The sequence below is a fragment of the Nocardioides zeae genome (assembly GCF_010686755.1).
GTDB classification, from domain to species: domain Bacteria; phylum Actinomycetota; class Actinomycetes; order Propionibacteriales; family Nocardioidaceae; genus Nocardioides; species Nocardioides zeae.
This window is the reverse complement of record NZ_JAAGXA010000015.1, coordinates 1-16,532: the sequence shown is the minus strand read 5'-3', so window position 1 is coordinate 16,532 and position 16,532 is coordinate 1. Positions and strand designations below refer to the sequence as shown.

The window sequence follows — 16,532 nt, the reverse complement described above, 5'->3', positions numbered from 1 at the left end:
TGGAGGAACCATGACCACCCCCGTCCGCGTCGCCGCCCTCGTCGGCAGCGTCCGCACCGGCTCCGTCAACCGCCGCCTCGCCGAGGCCCTGCGCGACCGCGCCCCCGAGGGCGTCGAGGTCGAGATCGTCGACGGCCTCGCCGACCTGCCGTTCTACGACGACGACGTCGACGCCGCCGGTGCCCCGGAGGCGGTGCAGCGCGTCCGCGAGCGCATCGCCGCCGCCGACCGCGTGCTCTTCGTGACCCCGGAGTACAACGGCCGCATGCCCGCGGTCCTCGCCAACGTCATCGACTGGGCCTCGCGGCCCTACGCCGCCGGCGCCATCAAGGACAAGCCGTTCGCCGTCGTGGGCGCGTCCTTCGGCCGGTACGGCGGCGTGTGGGCCCACGACGAGGCGCGCAAGTCCGCCGTGATCGCCGGCGGGCTCGTCGTCGAGAAGGGGCTGTCCGCCACGCCGACCACGCCGGACCTGTCCGGCGACGACCAGCTCGTCGCCGACGCGCTGGCCGTGCTGACCGAGCTGGTCGAGAACGCGCCCGAGGTCGCCGCGGCCTGAGCCGGGCGCCCGCCCTCAGTCGCCGAGACCGCGGGCCTGGAGCGCGTCGCCCGTCTCCTGGGCGCGGCTGACGACCCGCACCACGAACGGCGTCAGATAGCTGCGCGGATGCCGTCCGAGCCCCCGGGCCCGGGCGGCATCGCGCGTCTCCAGCGCGAGCTCGACCATGCCCGGCAGGGCGGCGATGGCGAGCGCGAACGCGAGCGAGACCCGCTCCGGTGCGACGCCGACGCGGCGGAACGGGCCGAGCCAGCGCACGAGGGCGTCGAGCATGGCGTTGACGGGCGTGCTCGCCGTCAGGCAGAGGGCGAGCACGGCGAGCGCGACGAGGTCGACCAGCGTCTCGATCGCCTTGTCCCGCCCGTAGAACCACCACTGGAAGGCGCCCACGACCAGCGCGGCGATCAGCACGGGGCGCGTGCTGCGCACCAGCAGGCGCAGGCTGACCCCCGTGAGGAGCGCCAGCCCCAGCGCGAGCGCCAGGAACACGAAGGACGCCGGCATGCTGCGGACCGCGACGATGGTGACGCTGGCGACCGCCAGGCCCACCACCTTCGGCCCCGGGGGCAGGCGGTGCAGCGGCGTCGTCCCCGGCTGGTAGAGCCCGACGGCGATCCCGCGGCTCACCGGCCCGACCCGCCCGCGCCGGCCGGGCCGCCCGCCTCGACGGACGCGACGTACGCCGCGATCGAGGCCTCCGCGGGGCCGTCGGCCACGACGGCACCGTCCGCCACCACGAGCACGCGCTCGCAGCGGGCGGCGAGCTCGAGGTCGTGGGTCACCAGCACCAGCTGGACGTCGAGGTCGAACAGGGTCGCCGCGACCAGGCGGGTGTTGCGGAGGTCGAGCAGGGTGGTCGGCTCGTCGGTGACGAGCACGTCCGGTTCCGTGGCGAGCACGCCGGCGAGGGCGAGCAGCTGGCGTTGCCCGCCGGAGAGCGCGTGCACGCTGACGTCGGCCAGGTGGGCCAGCCCGAAGCGGTCGAGCACGTCGATCGCCGCCGCCCGCCGGGTCGCGCGGTCGCGGACCGTGCGCCGCAGCGACAGCTCGACGTCCTCGACGCAGGTCGGCATCACGAGCTGCGCCGAGGGGTCCGTGAAGCAGAACCCGACGCGGCGCCGCACCGCCGCGCCGCGACGGGCGACGTCGACGTCGTCGAGGAGCACCCGCCCCGTGGTGGGCGTGACGAGGCCGTTGAGGAGCCGGACGAGCGTCGACTTGCCCGACCCGTTGCCCCCGACGACGCCGATGCGCCGCTCGGCGAGCTCGAGCGTCGTCGGCGCGAGGATGGTGCGCTCGGCGGGCGGGCCCGGCACCGTGACGCCCGCGGCGTCGAGCCGGATCAACGCCACCGCGCTCGCTCCCTCGTCAGCCTCGTCGTCGGACCGTTCGTCAGCGGCCGCGGAGGAGGCGCGGGAAGGCCCGGTGCACCTCGGCGGCGATGAGCGCGACCAGCGTCGTCTTCAGCAGGTCGCCGAGCCAGTAGAGCACGTCGATCTTGAGGGCCGCGGTGAAGGTCATGTCGAGGTGGACCATGAGCCCGACGATGCCCATCGGGTGGATGACGAGGACGCTCGCGGTGAGCGAGCACGCGAACACGACGAGGGCGCGGGTCTTGCCGGCGTTGCCCGCGGCGTACTTCACCATGAGGCCGCCGACGAGCGCCGCCAGCGGGAAGGACAGCAGGTAGCCCGCGCTGGGCTGCGACAGCACGCCGACGCCGGCGGTGTGCTCGGCGAAGACGGGCAGCCCCACGAAGCCGAGGCCCAGGTAGAGCAGCACGGCCAGGAGGCCGCGGACGGGGCCGAGCAGGCAGCCGGCGAGCATCACGCCGAACGTCTGGAGCGTGACCGGGACGCCGGCGCCGCCGACGGGGATCGCGCCGAGGTAGGTGAGGGCCGAGATGAGCGCGGCGAACGCCGCGATGAGCGCGAGGTCGGTCGCGGAGACCCGCGGGGACCGGGTGGGCTCGTGGGTCGCGTCGGCGTTCGTCGCGGCGTCGGTCGTCATGGCGTGCTCCTGGGCTCCTGACCCGGCCCGTGGCCAGGTGAACGGCGTTCAGGTTAGGGTCGACCCGCAGTCCGGTCAACCGAGGGGGAGAGATGGCAGCAGTGCGCTACCACCGCGAGACGGTCGTGGCCCGCGCGGTCGAGGTGCTCGACCGGTTCGGACTCGCCGACCTCTCGATGCGTCGTCTCGGCACGGAGCTGGGGGTGCAGCCGAGCGCGCTCTACCACCACTTCCCGAGCAAGCAGGCGCTCCTGGCGGCGGTCGCCGACGAGATCCTGGCGCGCACGCACCTGCCCGCCGACCCCGGAGCGCCCTGGGACGAGCAGGTGGCCGGCATCTGTGCCTGGGTCCGCGACGCCACGCTGGCCTACCGCGACGGGGCGGAGCTCGTGGCCACCGTGTGGTCGTTCGGCCTCGGGGCGTCGACGCCGTACGAGGCCCTCGTCGCCGCGCTGCACCTCGCCCCCTCCGCGGAGCGGGGGGACCTGCCGGAGATCGGCGCGCGCACGCTGCTCCACTTCGTGTTCGGGCACGCCACCGACGAGCAGGCCCAGCTCCAGGCGGCGAGCGCCGGGGCGATCGACGACCTGCCCCGGGGCGGCGCCGACTTCGCCGTCGGCCTCGGGATCATCCTCGACGGCCTGCGGGCGCGGGTGCGGGCGTAGCGCTCCCGGCACCGCCGAGGAGTGCTGCGGACCCCCTGTCGAGGGGGCGGGAGGGACGCCGTAAGGTTGCCCCGCAGCCACGGAGGAGGCGGGTTCCGGCCCGATTTCTCGTGCGTGTCGAGGATGTGTATGCTTCCTCGTCGCTTGCCCCTTTAGCTCAGTCGGCAGAGCGTCTCCATGGTAAGGAGAAGGTCTACGGTTCGATTCCGTAAAGGGGCTCGGGGAAACGGGCCCGGCACCGGTCGTCAGACCGGGGTCGGGCCCGCTCCCGGAATGGCGGGGTAGCTCAGACGGTTAGAGCGCACGACTCATAATCGTGAGGTCGCGGGTTCGATACCCGCCCCCGCTACCAGCACGACTCGCAGCATCCAACGACAAGGAATCACCGTGGCCAGCAAGAGCTCTGACGTTCGCCCGAAGATCACGCTCGCCTGCGTGGACTGCAAGGAGCGCAACTACATCACCAAGAAGAACCGCCGCAACGACCCCGACCGCATGGAGCTGGCGAAGTTCTGCCCGCGCTGCCGGACGCACACGGCGCACCGCGAGACCCGCTGACGCGGACCGCACCCAGCACGGCCGAACGGCCCACCCGAGCGTGTCGGGTGGGCCGTTCGTCTTTCCGGTGGGGTCGTGCGCCCGAGCGGACCCCAGCCACCCGGCCGACCCCGGCCGACGCACCGGTAACCGCTAGCGTTCGTTTCATGAGCCTCGACAGCACGCTGGTGGGACGGACGTTCCCCGCGACGCCGCCCTACCGGGTGAGCCACGAGAAGGTCACCGAGTTCGCGCGGGCCACCGGCACGCCGTACGCCGCGGACGGTCCCGTGCCGGCGACCTTCCCGATCGTGCTCGCGTTCGCCGCCATGAACGACTTCCTCGACGCCGTGGGCGTCGACCTGAGCCGGATCGTGCACGGCGAGCAGAAGTTCGCCTACGAGCGCCCGATCCGCACCGGGGACGTGCTGACGACGGCCCTGACCGTGGCGTCCCTGCGCCAGATCGGCGGCAACGACATCATCGGCACCCGCAGCGACGTCACCGACGCCGACGGCGCCCTGGTCTGCTCGACCAGCGCCGTCCTCGTCCACCGAGGAGGCACCGCGTGAGCATCCCGAGCGGCATCGAGGCGGGCACCGTCCTGGAGACCCGCACCTACCCGGTCACCCGGGCCACCCTCGTGCGGTACGCCGGCGCGAGCGGTGACTTCAACCCCATCCACTGGTCGGACCGCGTGGCGACGGCCGTCGGCCTGCCCGGCGTCATCGCCCACGGCATGCTCACGCAGGCGCTGGCCGCCCGTGCCGTGGCGGAGTGGACCGCGGACTGGTCCGACGGCGCGCCGGCGCAGGTCGTCGAGCTCGGCGCCAAGTTCACCAACCCCGTCGTCGTGCCCGACGACGACACCGGCATCGAGCTGGTGGTGGCGGGCACCGTGAAGGCCGTCGACGGCGACCTGGTCACGCTCGCGCTCGAGGTCACCGCCGGCGGCACGAAGGTGCTCGGCAACCCCCGGGCGGTCGTGCGTGCCTGACGAACGGGCAGCGGTGGTGCGGCTGGCCGACCTCACGACGCTGCGGCTGGGCGGGCCCGCGGGCCGGTACGTCGCGGCGACGACCGAGGCGGACCTCGTCGCCGCCGTGGCGGGGGCCGACGCGGCGGGCGAACCGCTCCTGCTCGTGGCGGGCGGCTCGAACCTCGTGGTCGCCGACGCGGGCTTCCCCGGCACCGTCGTGCACGTGGCGACCACCGGCGTGCACGCCGACCACGGCTCCGACGACCCCACCTGCGGTGGTGTGCTCGTCACGGTCGCCGCGGGCGAGCCGTGGGACCCGTTCGTCGCCCGGACCGTCGAGCGCGGCTGGGTGGGGGTGGAGGCGCTCTCCGGCATCCCGGGGGCGGTGGGGTCGACACCGATCCAGAACGTCGGCGCCTACGGCCAGGAGGTCGCCGACACGATCGCGAGCGTCCGCACCTGGGACCGCGCGGCGGGCGCGCAGCGCACCTTCGCGGCGGTCGACTGCGGCTTCGGCTACCGGCACAGCCGGTTCAAGGCCGAGCCCGACCGGTACGTCGTGCTCGAGGTGACCTTCCAGCTCGGCGTCGGTGGCCCCGAGGCGCTCGGGGCGCCCGTCCGGTACGCCGAGCTCGCGCGCACGCTCGGCGTCGCGGTGGGGGAGCGGGCGCCGCTCGCGGACGTGCGGGAGGCGGTCCTCGGGTTGCGGGCGGGCAAGGGCATGGTGCTGGACGCCGACGACCACGACACCTGGAGCGCGGGCTCGTTCTTCACGAACCCGGTGCTGGACGGCGACGCCGCCGCGACGCTGCCGCCCGACGCGCCTCGGTTCCCGCAGCCGGACGGCTCCGTGAAGACGAGCGCCGCGTGGCTGATCGACCACGCGGGGTTCGGCAAGGGGTACGCCCTCGCCGCCGACGCCGCCGTCAGCCTGTCGACGAAGCACCCGCTCGCCCTGACGAACCGCGGGGGAGCGACGACCGAGGAGCTGCTGGCGCTCGCCCGTGCCGTGCGCGACGGGGTCGAGCGCGCCTACGGCGTGCGGCTGGTCAACGAGCCGGTCACCGTCGGCTGCGCGCTCTGAGCGGACCGCTCCCGGCGCAGTCGGATCAGGGGGACGTCGACGCGGTCGCGAAGATCGCCACGATGATGCCGGCCAGTGCCAGCAGGCCGAGCCCGAGCAGCACGGTGCCGACGATGCCCATGATCTTGCCGGCGCGCGCCGCGGACGCCCCGCCGACCCGGCCCTCGGACGCCTCGATCTCCTTGAGGGCGCCGGACCCGATCGCCCAGGCGAACGGCGAGAGCAGGAAGCCGACGCCCGCGAAGGACAGGCCGGCGAACAGGCCGACCGCGCCGAGGATCATCGCGGTCATCGCCTTCGGGTGGTCCGGTGCCGGCAGCAGGTGGGCCGGGATGGGGGTCGGCGACGGCTGGTACGGCGCGGGTCCGCCCCCGTACGCGCCGTACGGCTGCTGCCCGTAGGGCTGTCCGTACGGCTGCTGGCCCTGGGCCTGGCCGGCCTGCGGGAACGGCGTCTGCGGGTAGTCCTGGGCGTAGGGCTGCTGCTGCGCCGGGGGAGGGCCCCACGAGCCCGCACCGGGGGTCGGCTCGGGGTCGGGGTTCTTGTCCAGCGACGGGCGCTGCGGTTCGTCGGTCACGGCGTCCAGTGTTCCACGGGGGAGTCGAGCCATGCGTCGACATCGGCGAGACACGCGGCGCGCAGGTGCTCGGGCATCCGGGCGGCTCGGAACGACATCCGGGCGAGCTCGGCGAGGGTCGCGTCGTCGAGGCCGTGCGCGGCCCGCATCGTGGCGTACTGCCCGGCCAGCCGGGAGCCGAAGAGGAGCGGGTCGTCGGCCCCCAGAGCGACGGTCGCACCGGCGGCGAGCAGGGTGGGGAGCGGCACCGAGGTGAGGTCCCCGAACACGCCGAGCGAGACGTTCGAGGTCGGGCAGACCTCCAACGCCACCCCGGCGGCGACGACACGGTCGAGCACCCGCGGGTCGTCGGCGGAGCGCACGCCGTGGCCGATGCGGTCCGCCCCGAGGTGGTCGAGCACCTGGGTGACGGAGTCGGGGCCCAGGAGCTCGCCGCCGTGCGGCACGAGGGCGAGGTCCGCGCGCCGGGCGATCTCGAAGGCGCGGGCGAAGTCGGACGTGGTGCCCCGCCGCTCGTCGTTCGACAACCCGAACCCGACCACGCCGCGCCCGGCGTACTGCGCCGCGAGGCGTGCCAGCGCCCGGGCGTCGAGGGGGTGGCGGGTGCGGTTCGCGGCGACCACGACCGCCATGCCGAGCCCGGTGGTCCGGGACGCGTCGGCCACGGCGTCGAGCACGAGGTCGGTGAAGGCGGTCATCCCGCCGAAGCGCGCGCCGTACCCGCTGGGGTCGACCTGGATCTCCAGCCACCGACCCCCGTCGCGCACGTCGTCCTCGGCGGCCTCGCGCACGAGCCGCCGGACGTCCTCGGGCGTGCGGAGCACCGACCGGGCCACGTCGTACAAGCGCTGGAAGCGGAACCAACCCTTCTCGTCGTCGGCCGCGAGGCGCGGGGGCCAGTCGCTGACGAGCGCGTCCGGCAGGCGGATCCCGTCGCGGGCCGCCAGCTCGAGCAGCGTGCCGTGCCGCATGGACCCCGTGAAGTGCAGGTGCAGGTGCGCCTTCGGCAGCGCGTCCAGGGGGCGGGGTACGACGTCGGCCATGGGGACACCGTAGTGTCGGCACCTCGGCGCAGCGGCCGGGCGTGGTGCGGAGCATTTGGACGTTGATCCACACCTACCCGTACACTCGTCGGCTGGTGGTCCACCCCGTGGTGGAGCGCGCCCGGGTTCCGGGATCGTTCACGGGACGGAGCGCCGAAGGGCACTAGCTCAACTGGCAGAGCATCGGTCTCCAAAACCGAAGGTTGGGGGTTCAAGTCCCTCGTGCCCTGCGAGACAGATCCCGTGGTGCCGATCATCGGCACCACGGGCCTCGATCAAGCGACGAAGGGTGGACAGCGTGTCGGACTCCCGCGCGGTGCGGAGCTCGAAGGACGACGACGCCCCCGGTGGTGAGGACAAGGCCGTTCGCACCGGTCCCCTGACCTTCTACAAGCAGGTCGTCGCCGAGCTCCGCAAGGTGGTCTGGCCCACCCAGTCGCAGCTCGTCACCTACTTCGCCGTCGTGCTCGTGTTCGTGGTCGTGATGATCGCGATCGTGTCGCTGCTCGACCTGGCGTTCGGCAAGCTCGCGTTCGAGGTCTTCACGACCACGAGCGGCGACTGACGGCCTCGCCGCCCGTCCCCCGACCAGCAGTCCAGCAGATGATGGAGCACAACGTGCCGGAGCAGTACGACGCCCTCGACGCCGAGGAGACCTCGGCCGACCTCACGGAGACGGCCGACGACGCCCTCGAGGCGGACGCCGTCGACGAGGAGTCCGAGGAGTCGTCCGACACGTCCGTCGAGGACCCGGAGGGCTCGGAGGAGCCCGGGGAGCCGTCCGCCGAGGAGGCCGAGGAGGCCGCCGAGGAGGAGGACCCGCTCGAGCAGTTCCGTCGCGAGCTGTGGGCGAAGCCGGGCGACTGGTACGTCGTGCACACGTACGCGGGCATGGAGAACCGGGTCAAGGCCAACCTGGAGAACCGTGCCGTCTCCCTCAACATGGAGGACTACATCCACGAGATCGTGGTCCCCACCGAGGAGGTCGCGGAGATCAAGAACGGGCAGCGCAAGCTCGTCCGTCGCACGGTCCTCCCCGGCTACGTCCTCGTCCGCATGGACCTCACCGACGAGTCGTGGTCGGCCGTGCGCCACACGCCGTCGGTGACCGGGTTCGTCGGTCACAGCAACTCGCCGGTGCCGCTGAGCCTCTCCGAGGTGGAGAGCATGCTCGCGCCCGCCGTCGAGGCCAAGGCCGTCGCCGACGCGCAGGCCGCGGGCCAGCCCGCGCCGGCCGGCACCACCGCGGCCAAGACCCCGGTCGAGGTCGCCGACTTCGGCGTGGCCGACTCGGTCATGGTCGTGGACGGCCCGTTCGCGACGCTGCACGCGACGATCACCGAGATCAACGCCGAGTCGCAGAGGGTCAAGGCCCTCGTCGAGATCTTCGGCCGGGAGACCCCGGTCGAGCTGAGCTTCAGCCAGATCCAGAAGGTCTGACCCGGAGTCGACCTGCTGGTTCCGGCCGGAGCCCGCAACACAGGTGGCAGAGCGCGTCCTCGCTGAGGGCGCGCTCGTCATGACCACGAGAACAGAAAGAGGATCCAGGACATGCCTCCGAAGAAGAAGATCGCTGCGCTCGTCAAGGTGCAGCTGCAGGCCGGTGCCGCGACGCCGGCCCCGCCGGTCGGTACCGCGCTCGGCCCGCACGGTGTGAACATCATGGAGTTCTGCAAGGCGTACAACGCCCAGACGGAGTCCATGCGCGGCAACGTCGTCCCCGTCGAGATCACGATCTACGAGGACCGGTCGTTCACCTTCATCACGAAGACGCCGCCGGCCGCCGAGCTGATCAAGAAGGCCGCGGGCGTCAAGAAGGGCTCGAGCGTCCCCCACAAGGACAAGGTCGCGCACCTGTCCAAGGACCAGGTCCGCGAGATCGCCACGACCAAGCTGCCCGACCTCAACGCGAACGACATCGACGCCGCGATGAAGATCGTCGAGGGCACGGCTCGCTCGATGGGCATCACGACCGACTGACCACGCCGTCGCGCTGCCCCGCGGGCAGCACCCGGCCCCCACCGCACCCGTGGCAGAGCCGCGCTGGCTCACACGACCACACCTGGCAGGAAAGAGAACCAGACATGCAGCGCAGCAAGACCTACCGCGCGGCCACCGAGGCGTTCGACGCCGACGAGCTGCACAGCCCCCTCAAGGCCATCACCGTCGCCAAGTCGGTCAGCAAGAAGAAGTTCGACGAGACCGTCGACGTGGTCATGCGCCTCGGCGTCGACCCCCGCAAGGCCGACCAGATGGTGCGCGGCACCGTCAACCTCCCCCACGGCACGGGCAAGACCGCCCGCGTCCTCGTGTTCGCGAACGCGGACAAGGCCGAGGCGGCCCGTGAGGCCGGTGCCGACCACGTCGGTGGCGACGAGCTGATCGAGAAGGTCAACGGCGGCTGGCTCGACTTCGACGCCGTCGTCGCGACGCCGGACATGATGGGCAAGGTCGGTCGCCTCGGCCGCGTGCTCGGTCCCCGCGGCCTCATGCCGAACCCGAAGACGGGCACCGTGACGCCCGACGTGGCCAAGGCCGTCACCGACATCAAGGGCGGCAAGATCGAGTTCCGCGTCGACCGCCACTCGAACCTGCACTTCATCATCGGCAAGGCGTCCTTCACCGAGCAGCAGCTCGCGGAGAACTACGCCTCCGCGCTCGAGGAGGTGCTGCGGCTCAAGCCGTCGGCGTCCAAGGGCCGCTACATCAAGAAGGTCACGTTCTCGACGACCATGGGCCCCGGCATCCAGGTCGACCCGAACCGGGTCAAGAACGTCGCGGTGGACGACGAGGCCTGAGCCTCCTCCCACCCCGCTGGCACGAGCCGGCACTCGCGCCTCCGGGCGCGGGTGCCGGCTCGTCGGCATTTCGCGAAGAAGTTGTGGAGGATGACCACCTATAGATGGGAATCTGCGGTAGGGTCGACCTGTTCGATCCATCCACACCTCGGGGGTAACCACCATGAACAGGTTGACGCGTCTCGTCCTGACCATCTGCGCCGCCATCGCCATCGTCGGAGCCGCGCAGCCGGCGATGGGCGCCTACTGGGGGAGCAAGAGCTCCCCGCTGAAGAGCCCCGGCGGTGGTCAGGGCTACGGCAACTTCTACGACAACCGCGGCATCTACGCGGCCAACTCCTCCCACCGCCGGGACAGCAACGGCGGAGGCGGGATCTACGTGGAGACGCAGTTCTACTTCTTCTACGACGGCGGGGCGGGCCCGGGCTACCAGTCCGGTGGCCGTGGCCAGACGGAGCGCACCGGCTCGCGTGACTGGCAGTACAAGACGGTGACGCGCAACCTGCACCCGGAGGGCACCTCGGCACGCGGCGTCATCAAGGTCTGCGAGGACCGCAACTGGGCTCCCGACGGCTGTTCGGAGGCGTCCACCCGCACCTTCAACTACTGAGGTCGGGGTGCAGCTGGTCGTCGGCGAGGGGATCCTGGTCGCCCACCAGGGACGGCCGGTGCTCGACGGGGTCACCCTCTCCGTCGGCACCGGCATCACCGGTCTCCTCGGTGTCAACGGCGCGGGCAAGTCGACCCTGCTGCGGGCGCTCGCGGGGGTCGCCGCTCCGCGCGGCGGCAACGTGCGGATCGGGGGTCACGACCCCTATGCCGCCTCCTCCCGCCCCTCGGCGCTCCGCCTGCTGGGCTACGTGCCGCAGCACCTCGAGGCCCCGCCGGCCTTCTCGGTCGCGGACTACCTCCTGCACCTGTGCTGGCTCAAGGCGGTGCCCCGCCGCGACCGGCCCGACGCCGTCGGCCGGGCGCTGGCAGCGGTCGACCTCACCGATCGTGCCTCCGCGCGGCTGAGCACCCTGTCGGGCGGCATGCGACAGCGTGCGTCCATCGCGCAGGCGCTGCTCACCGACCCGCAGGTGCTGCTCCTGGACGAGCCCACCACCGGCCTCGACCCGCACCAGCGGGCCGAGCTGCGGGCCCTCGTGCAGCGGCTGGGTGCCGACCGGGCGGTCCTCCTCGCGACGCACATCGTCGAGGACGTGGAGTACGTGGCCCATCACCTCGTCGTGCTCCACGGGGGCCGCGTGCGCTTCGACGGCCCGACGGCGGAGCTCGCCGCGACCGTCGGCGACGGTGGCGGTGGCGCAGGAACAGTCGGAGGGCGGCTGGAGCGCGGGTTCCTCGGTCTGGTGGTGGGCGCGTGATCCCGGCGCTCCGCCGGTGCGCCGCGGCGCGGCTGCTGCCGCTGCTGCTCGTCGTGGCCGCCGGTGTCGTCCTCTCGCGGGGCACGCCGTGGCTCGGCGAGCCGTCCTGGACGGTGGCCCGCATCGCGGGCAGCGTCATCATCCTGGGGCCGGTGGTCGCCGGGCTCGCCGCCATGGACGCGGCCCGCTGGAACGAGGAGCAGCTCACCGCCACGTTGCGTGCGCTGCCCCGGAGCGCGGTCGCGCGGTGGCACGTGGTGCTGGCCAACGCCGCCGTCGGTGTCGCCGTCCTGCTCGTCGTGCAGGCGGCGGGCTACGCGGCGAACGTGGCCGTGGGGGTGGGGTACGTCGCGTCGCCCGGCTCCGCTCTCCTCCTGGTGCTCGGTGGGGGCGCCGTGCTCGTGGGGTCGGCGGCGGTCGGCGCGCTCGTGGGCCTCCTCTGGGGGTCGGTGCTGGCGGCACCGCTGGCCGCGGCCGGGCTCTACGGCCTCGCGCTGCTCGCCCTCAGCCTGGACGTCCCGGCGCTCTTCGCGGTCATCGGTGGCGCGAACGGCATGGTCGGGCTGCGCGCCGCGACGTCGGCCTTCGTCGCCCTGGTGGGCTTCCACCTGTTCCTGACGGTGGCGGTGCTCGCGGCGTACACGCTGCGGGACGGCGTCGTGCGTCGCCGCGTCGCCGGACCGGTGCTCGGCGCCGGCACCGCGGGCGCGGTGGCGGTGGCGGCGGTCCTCGTCGTCACCGACCCCGACCAGGTCGTGATCGACGACCGTCCGGTGGCGTGGACGTGTGCCGGCACGGAGCCCCGGGTGTGCCTCCCGCGGGAGAGTCCCCGCCAGCTCGACTGGCTCGCCGCGGAGATGCACGAGCTGGCGGAGCCCCTGGTGGCGGCGGGGGCGACGGTGCCCGCGACGTACCGGCTGGAGGTGCCGGGGCAGCGTCGTGACCTCGCCGAGGGCAGCTTCGCGCCGCTCGACACCGGTCGGCTCACCCGCCCCGCGGGGGATCCGCAGGAGGTGGCGGTCTACCTGAGCACCCCGGCACCCTGCGCGGCCTACTCCGATCCCTCGGGGCCGCCGCCGGCGATCGTCCACGAGACGCGCGAAGTGCTGCGGGTCTGGCTCCTGGTGCGCAACGGCCTCGCCGATCCCGCGGACTTCCGCACGGCGGGGTTCGGGCCGTGGCTCGCGGCCCCGCTGGAGGAGCAGGAGTCGTGGGTCCGCACGACCTACGAGCAGCTGCGCTCCTGCGAGCTCGACCGGCTCACCCCGCCGGTCGCCCCGGCGGGGTGAGGGCGTCGGCGCTCGGCCTGTTCGCCCGGCGGTGGTCCGTGCTGCCGGCGACCGGGGCCGCCGGCGTCCTGGTCGTGGCGGTCCTCGTCTGGGCCGACGCCCTCGTGCCGCTGCCGGTGGCGGACGCACGGCTGCCGCTGTGGACCTACCTCCCGGCCGTGAGCGCCCTCGCGGCCGGGGGAGTGGTGGCCGCCCCGCTGACCGACGCCGAGCGGGCGACCCCGCGCGGCGGGCGGCGGGTGCAGCTGCTCCGGGCGTCGGTCGCGGTGGTCGTCGCCCACGGCGGACTGCTGGGCGCGGTGCTGGTCATCGACCCGCGCCACGTCGCGCTCGCCACGGCCGGCTTCACCGGTCTCCTGCTCGTCGCCGCGGCGGTCGTCGGGCGCTACTGCTGGTTGCCGGTGCTCCTCGCGGCCGTGGGGCACGTGCTCGTGCTCGCCTCCACCGGGCCCGGACGGGCACTCGCCGACCTGGGGCAGCGTCCCCTCGCGCTCCTCGCGGCCCAGCTCCTCGTCGTCCTGGGGGTGGGGACGTACGTGCTGCGCACGGGCCGCCGATGACGGTCGGCGGTGGCGGTCGGCGGAGCGTCGGGGCGTCGGGTCAGGCGTGCCGTGCCGTCGCGCGTGCGACCCGGGCGACGAGCCGCTCGAGCGGGCCGCGACCGAGCAGCAGCGCCCAGACCGTGCAGCCGACCACGAGGCCGAGCGACAGCCAGCCCCAGACGGCGTTGCTCTCGAGGTAGCCGTCGGTCCCGGCGATGACGCGGATGGCGAGCACGTGCGCGGCGTACGCCGTGAGCGGCATCGAGCCGAGCGCGGCGAGGGGGAGGAACGGCCAGCGGACGACCCGCCGCACCACCAGGAGGAGCAGCCCGATGATCCCGACGGCGAGGCCGCCGGACCCGAGGACCTCGAGGGTTCCCCCGGAGTGCGGGTCGTCCGAGCCGAGCGCGACGAGCACGGCGGTGCCGACGTGCGCGTCGCGCACCTGGGCGAGGTACCCCGGCGCCTCCTCCGCGACGGAGGCGGAGGCACCGTCGTCGAGGTCCGTCGGCTCGGGGTCGGGGTCGTAGCAGTAGGCGCCGTAGGCGTCGACGTCGCAGACCAGGCCGTCGAGGTCGACGTCCTCACCCGGGACACCCGACTCGTAGTCGTCGGGGAGGGAGTACGACGACGATCCCGACTCCTCCTCCGCCCACGACCGCTCCTGCAGCCGGTCGAGGGCGGGTCCGACGGCGGTCGCGGTGCCGTAGCCGATCGCGGAGACCGCCGCCCCGACGGCCAGTGCCAGCAGGGCCGTGCGGAGCCGCGTGAGGTCGCAGCGACCGAGCGCCATGCCGGCGAGCAGGAAGGCCAGCCACACCGTGATCGGGTAGACGCCGAAGAGCGCGAGGTCGATGCCGGGCCCGTAGGCGCCGATGGCCACCGCGTGCAGCGCCGCGAGCAGCGGGGGCCCGGCGACCGCGAGCGCCAGCGCGGCCGCCAGGAGGCGCGAGGCGCGCCAGCGCAGGAAGGGGAGCGCCGCGACGTACAGCAGCCCGTAGAGGGTGAGGATCACCGCCACCCCGGTGCCGAGGAGCTCCACCACGAGCCCCACGACGAAGATCGCCGCACCGCGGCCCACGAGCGAGAGCCGCAGCGCGGGCAGGTCCGCGGGCTCGGGCCGGTGGGTGCGGCCCGTCAGGAGGGCGACGGAGACGCCCGCGAGCACCGCGAAGAGCACCGAGGACCTGCCGTGGACGAGCCCGTCCCAGCTGGACGGGTCGGTCCACGACGGCTCGCCCGTCGACCCGACGTGGGCGCCGACCATGCCCAGCACGGCGATCGCCCGTGCCACGTCGACGGCCGTGAGGCGTGGGGGACGCACGAGGGTGCGGGCGCGGTGCAGCGGGGTGGGCAGGTCGCGGAGCCGGTGGTGCAGGATCGTCACCGGCGCACGCTAGCGGCCGGGCGACCCGCGCGGCGCCCGATTTGGTCGCGCGTCGGCCGCCCCGTAGTGTGCTCCTCGCAACCAGAGACCGCCGGTTGTCGTGCCGCGCCCGTCAGGGCGGGGGCGACCGAAGGGTTCCGCGTCAGCGGACGGCCAGCGCAGGAAGCGGAGAGTAGACCGACGTGCAGCGCACGTCATGTCCACGCCCCGGTCCCTGTGCCCGGGGCGTTCGTCATTTCACGGGCCTCTCGCGGACGGTCTCACGACCGTAGTTCGGAAGGAGACCCATGGCGCGGCCAGAGAAGGCAGCAGCCGTCGCGGAGATCGTTGACTCGTTCAACGATGCCGCCGGTGCTGTGCTGACCGAGTACCGCGGTCTCACCGTGAAGGAGCTGCAGAACCTGCGGCGCTCCCTCGGCGAGAACGCCAACTACGCCGTGGTCAAGAACACGCTGGCCAAGATCGCTGCCCACGAGGTGGGCATCGAGGGCTTCGACGACCTCCTGAACGGCCCCACCGCCATCGCCTTCATCACGGGCGACGTCGTCGAGGCCGCGAAGGGTCTGCGTGACTTTGCCAAGGCGAACCCCGCCCTGATCATCAAGGGCGGTGTCCTGGACGGCAACGCCCTCGACGCTGCCGAGATCGCCAAGCTGGCCGATCTCGAGTCGCGCGAGGTCCTGCTCGCCAAGGTGGCCGGTGCCCTCACCGCCACGATGGCCCAGGCGCTCTACGCGTTCAACGCCCTCCCCTCGCAGACCGCTCGCCTCGCGGGCGCGCTGCAGGAGAAGGCGGCGAACGACCCCTCGATCCTCGCAGGTGGTGCCGGTGAGCCGGCTGCAGCCGCTGCTGAGGAGGTCCCCGCGGCCGAGGCCGACGAGGACACCCCCGCCGAGGCCTGAGCTCCCGCTCAGCACCGACGCAACCACCACCTGAAGAAACCCCGGCCCGCCGGTCGAGCACCACGGGCCAGAGAAGGAAGGACGCCACCATGGCGAAGCTCAGCACCGAGGAGCTCCTCGACGCGTTCAAGGAGCTCACGCTCATCGAGCTCTCCGAGTTCGTGAAGCAGTTCGAGGAGACGTTCGGCGTCACCGCCGCCGCTCCGGTCGCCGTTGCCGCCCCGGGCGGCGCGGGCGCCGCCCCGGCCGAGGCCGAGGCCGAGAAGGACGAGTTCGACGTCGTCCTCGAGTCCGCCGGTGACAAGAAGATCAACGTCATCAAGGAGGTGCGCGCCCTGACCTCCCTCGGCCTGAAGGAGGCCAAGGAGCTCGTCGAGGCGGCCCCCAAGGCCGTCCTCGAGGGCGTTGCGAAGGACGCGGCGGAGAAGGCCAAGGAGGCCCTCGAGGGCGCCGGCGCCACCGTCACGCTCAAGTGACCTCTGCTCGGGCGCACGCCTGAGCCGTCGGTACGCCGACACAGCCGCGAAGGGCGGCCATCCTGCGGGATGGTCGCCCTTCGTGCATGCCGGGGGTGACCCGCGTAACATCTCCGCACGTCGCTAGTTGACCCACCAGTAGGTCCGGCGGGACGCGAGGGAGAAGTGCGGATGGGTGTCGAGATCAAGGTCGACGGGCTGACCAAGTCGTTCGGCAAGCAGGTGATCTGGCGGGACGTGTCGCTCACGGTGCCGGCCGGGGAGATCTGCGTGATGCTGGGCCCCTCGGGCACGGGCAAGTCGGTGTTCCTGAA

At 73.2% G+C, this 16,532-nt stretch carries 23 protein-coding genes and 3 tRNA genes; 20 read left to right on the top strand and 6 right to left on the bottom strand.

Going from position 1 to position 16,532, the window contains the following annotated elements; translation table 11 throughout:
* Positions 1-10 precede the first annotated feature (10 nt).
* The gene (locus tag G3T38_RS17800) at positions 11-559 is read left to right on the top strand and encodes an NADPH-dependent FMN reductase (protein ID WP_163773782.1); all 549 of its coding nucleotides are present in this window, start codon (positions 11-13) and stop codon (positions 557-559) included.
* A gap of 15 nt (positions 560-574) precedes the next feature.
* On the opposite strand, the gene G3T38_RS17795 is transcribed toward G3T38_RS17800, so the two are convergent.
* The 3 genes from G3T38_RS17795 to G3T38_RS17785 are packed head-to-tail and all read right to left on the bottom strand — an operon-like array spanning position 575 to position 2,569.
* A complete protein-coding gene (locus G3T38_RS17795) occupies positions 575-1,186 on the bottom strand; it encodes a CbiQ family ECF transporter T component (protein ID WP_163773780.1) in 612 nt (203 codons plus the stop codon).
* On the bottom strand, positions 1,183-1,911 hold the full coding sequence (locus G3T38_RS17790; RefSeq protein ID WP_163773778.1) for an ATP-binding cassette domain-containing protein: 729 nt from the start codon (positions 1,909-1,911) through the stop codon (positions 1,183-1,185). Before G3T38_RS17790 ends, G3T38_RS17795 begins: the two co-directional genes overlap by 4 nt.
* A gap of 40 nt (positions 1,912-1,951) precedes the next feature.
* Positions 1,952-2,569, bottom strand: a complete 618-nt coding sequence (locus tag G3T38_RS17785; protein ID WP_163773776.1) for a biotin transporter BioY — start codon at positions 2,567-2,569, stop codon at positions 1,952-1,954.
* Between the two features lie 92 nt (positions 2,570-2,661).
* Between G3T38_RS17785 and G3T38_RS17780 the strand changes: the two genes are divergently transcribed.
* The 7 genes from G3T38_RS17780 (at position 2,662) to G3T38_RS17750 (ending at position 5,834) form a co-directional block, all read left to right on the top strand.
* On the top strand, positions 2,662-3,234 hold the full coding sequence (locus tag G3T38_RS17780; RefSeq protein ID WP_174268156.1) for a TetR family transcriptional regulator: 573 nt from the start codon (positions 2,662-2,664) through the stop codon (positions 3,232-3,234).
* Positions 3,235-3,380: 146 nt separating this feature from the next.
* Positions 3,381-3,453: transfer RNA gene (locus tag G3T38_RS17775), tRNA-Thr, on the top strand.
* Positions 3,454-3,509: 56 nt separating this feature from the next.
* Positions 3,510-3,586 (top strand) — tRNA-Met (locus G3T38_RS17770).
* A 35-nt stretch (positions 3,587-3,621) separates the two neighbouring features.
* Entirely contained in the window at positions 3,622-3,792 is a 171-nt protein-coding gene (gene rpmG, locus G3T38_RS21915) for a 50S ribosomal protein L33 (protein ID WP_163773774.1), read from the top strand.
* Between the two features lie 146 nt (positions 3,793-3,938).
* On the top strand, positions 3,939-4,343 hold the full coding sequence (locus tag G3T38_RS17760; RefSeq protein WP_163773772.1) for an FAS1-like dehydratase domain-containing protein: 405 nt from the start codon (positions 3,939-3,941) through the stop codon (positions 4,341-4,343).
* Between the two features lie 2 nt (positions 4,344-4,345).
* On the top strand, positions 4,346-4,768 hold the full coding sequence (locus G3T38_RS17755) for a MaoC/PaaZ C-terminal domain-containing protein (RefSeq protein WP_460785318.1): 423 nt from the start codon (positions 4,346-4,348) through the stop codon (positions 4,766-4,768).
* Complete coding sequence (locus tag G3T38_RS17750) at positions 4,761-5,834, top strand: UDP-N-acetylmuramate dehydrogenase (protein ID WP_420846832.1); 1,074 nt, start codon at positions 4,761-4,763, stop codon at positions 5,832-5,834. The genes G3T38_RS17755 and G3T38_RS17750 overlap by 8 nt, the downstream gene beginning before the upstream one ends.
* A gap of 25 nt (positions 5,835-5,859) precedes the next feature.
* Here the strand turns inward: G3T38_RS17750 and G3T38_RS21230 are convergent, their stop codons facing one another.
* Both G3T38_RS21230 and G3T38_RS17740 read right to left on the bottom strand, forming a co-directional pair.
* Entirely contained in the window at positions 5,860-6,411 is a 552-nt protein-coding gene (locus tag G3T38_RS21230) for a hypothetical protein (protein ID WP_206675922.1), read from the bottom strand.
* A complete protein-coding gene (locus tag G3T38_RS17740; RefSeq protein WP_163773768.1) occupies positions 6,408-7,454 on the bottom strand; it encodes an adenosine deaminase in 1,047 nt (348 codons plus the stop codon). The genes G3T38_RS21230 and G3T38_RS17740 overlap by 4 nt, the downstream gene beginning before the upstream one ends.
* 157 nt (positions 7,455-7,611) lie before the next feature.
* Between G3T38_RS17740 and G3T38_RS17735 the strand changes: the two genes are divergently transcribed.
* The 9 genes from G3T38_RS17735 (at position 7,612) to G3T38_RS22375 (ending at position 13,471) form a co-directional block, all read left to right on the top strand.
* Positions 7,612-7,684, top strand: a tRNA-Trp gene (locus tag G3T38_RS17735).
* Between the two features lie 68 nt (positions 7,685-7,752).
* Positions 7,753-8,019 carry a preprotein translocase subunit SecE gene (gene secE, locus G3T38_RS17730; protein ID WP_163773766.1) on the top strand — a complete coding sequence of 89 codons (267 nt, stop codon included), beginning with the start codon at positions 7,753-7,755 and terminating at the stop codon, positions 8,017-8,019.
* A gap of 41 nt (positions 8,020-8,060) precedes the next feature.
* Positions 8,061-8,894, top strand: a complete 834-nt coding sequence (gene nusG / locus G3T38_RS17725) for a transcription termination/antitermination protein NusG (protein WP_163773869.1) — start codon at positions 8,061-8,063, stop codon at positions 8,892-8,894.
* 111 nt (positions 8,895-9,005) lie between these two features.
* Positions 9,006-9,434 (top strand): 50S ribosomal protein L11, encoded by a 429-nt coding sequence (gene rplK, locus G3T38_RS17720; RefSeq protein ID WP_163773764.1) that lies wholly within the window; start codon positions 9,006-9,008, stop codon positions 9,432-9,434.
* A 104-nt stretch (positions 9,435-9,538) separates the two neighbouring features.
* Entirely contained in the window at positions 9,539-10,252 is a 714-nt protein-coding gene (gene rplA, locus G3T38_RS17715; protein ID WP_163773761.1) for a 50S ribosomal protein L1, read from the top strand.
* Between the two features lie 172 nt (positions 10,253-10,424).
* Positions 10,425-10,862: a hypothetical protein gene (locus tag G3T38_RS17710; protein ID WP_163773759.1), complete on the top strand. Its 438-nt coding sequence runs from the start codon at positions 10,425-10,427 to the stop codon at positions 10,860-10,862.
* Between the two features lie 7 nt (positions 10,863-10,869).
* Positions 10,870-11,622: an ATP-binding cassette domain-containing protein gene (locus G3T38_RS17705; RefSeq protein ID WP_163773757.1), complete on the top strand. Its 753-nt coding sequence runs from the start codon at positions 10,870-10,872 to the stop codon at positions 11,620-11,622.
* Positions 11,619-12,911 carry a hypothetical protein gene (locus G3T38_RS17700; RefSeq protein ID WP_163773755.1) on the top strand — a complete coding sequence of 431 codons (1,293 nt, stop codon included), beginning with the start codon at positions 11,619-11,621 and terminating at the stop codon, positions 12,909-12,911. Before G3T38_RS17705 ends, G3T38_RS17700 begins: the two co-directional genes overlap by 4 nt.
* The gene (locus tag G3T38_RS22375) at positions 12,908-13,471 is read left to right on the top strand and encodes a hypothetical protein (protein ID WP_163773752.1); all 564 of its coding nucleotides are present in this window, start codon (positions 12,908-12,910) and stop codon (positions 13,469-13,471) included. Before G3T38_RS17700 ends, G3T38_RS22375 begins: the two co-directional genes overlap by 4 nt.
* A 40-nt stretch (positions 13,472-13,511) precedes the next feature.
* Here the strand turns inward: G3T38_RS22375 and G3T38_RS17690 are convergent, their stop codons facing one another.
* Entirely contained in the window at positions 13,512-14,840 is a 1,329-nt protein-coding gene (locus G3T38_RS17690; RefSeq protein WP_206675921.1) for a heparan-alpha-glucosaminide N-acetyltransferase domain-containing protein, read from the bottom strand.
* Between the two features lie 287 nt (positions 14,841-15,127).
* On the opposite strand from G3T38_RS17690, the gene rplJ reads away from it, so the two are divergent.
* From rplJ to G3T38_RS22810, 3 genes are all read left to right on the top strand, one after another.
* A complete protein-coding gene (gene rplJ, locus G3T38_RS17685) occupies positions 15,128-15,742 on the top strand; it encodes a 50S ribosomal protein L10 (protein ID WP_163773750.1) in 615 nt (204 codons plus the stop codon).
* Between the two features lie 89 nt (positions 15,743-15,831).
* Positions 15,832-16,218: a 50S ribosomal protein L7/L12 gene (rplL, locus tag G3T38_RS17680; RefSeq protein ID WP_163773747.1), complete on the top strand. Its 387-nt coding sequence runs from the start codon at positions 15,832-15,834 to the stop codon at positions 16,216-16,218.
* A gap of 171 nt (positions 16,219-16,389) precedes the next feature.
* A partial coding sequence (locus G3T38_RS22810; RefSeq protein WP_338037754.1) for an ATP-binding cassette domain-containing protein occupies positions 16,390-16,532 on the top strand: 143 nt, incomplete at its 3' end.

Excerpts from the sequence above, each read along its gene's own strand:
- G3T38_RS17760 (WP_163773772.1), top strand. The coding sequence starts at position 3,939 with ATGAGCCTCGACAGCACGCTGGTGGGACGGACGTTCCCCGCGACGCCG.
- rplJ (WP_163773750.1), top strand. The coding sequence starts at position 15,128 with ATGGCGCGGCCAGAGAAGGCAGCAGCCGTCGCGGAGATCGTTGACTCG.
- rplK (WP_163773764.1), top strand. The coding sequence starts at position 9,006 with ATGCCTCCGAAGAAGAAGATCGCTGCGCTCGTCAAGGTGCAGCTGCAG.
- G3T38_RS17780 (WP_174268156.1), top strand. The coding sequence starts at position 2,662 with ATGGCAGCAGTGCGCTACCACCGCGAGACGGTCGTGGCCCGCGCGGTC.
- G3T38_RS17800 (WP_163773782.1), top strand. The coding sequence starts at position 11 with ATGACCACCCCCGTCCGCGTCGCCGCCCTCGTCGGCAGCGTCCGCACC.
- G3T38_RS17740 (WP_163773768.1), bottom strand. The coding sequence starts at position 7,454 with ATGGCCGACGTCGTACCCCGCCCCCTGGACGCGCTGCCGAAGGCGCAC.
- rplL (WP_163773747.1), top strand. The coding sequence starts at position 15,832 with ATGGCGAAGCTCAGCACCGAGGAGCTCCTCGACGCGTTCAAGGAGCTC.
- G3T38_RS17785 (WP_163773776.1), bottom strand. The coding sequence starts at position 2,569 with ATGACGACCGACGCCGCGACGAACGCCGACGCGACCCACGAGCCCACC.
- rplA (WP_163773761.1), top strand. The coding sequence starts at position 9,539 with ATGCAGCGCAGCAAGACCTACCGCGCGGCCACCGAGGCGTTCGACGCC.
- nusG (WP_163773869.1), top strand. The coding sequence starts at position 8,061 with ATGGAGCACAACGTGCCGGAGCAGTACGACGCCCTCGACGCCGAGGAG.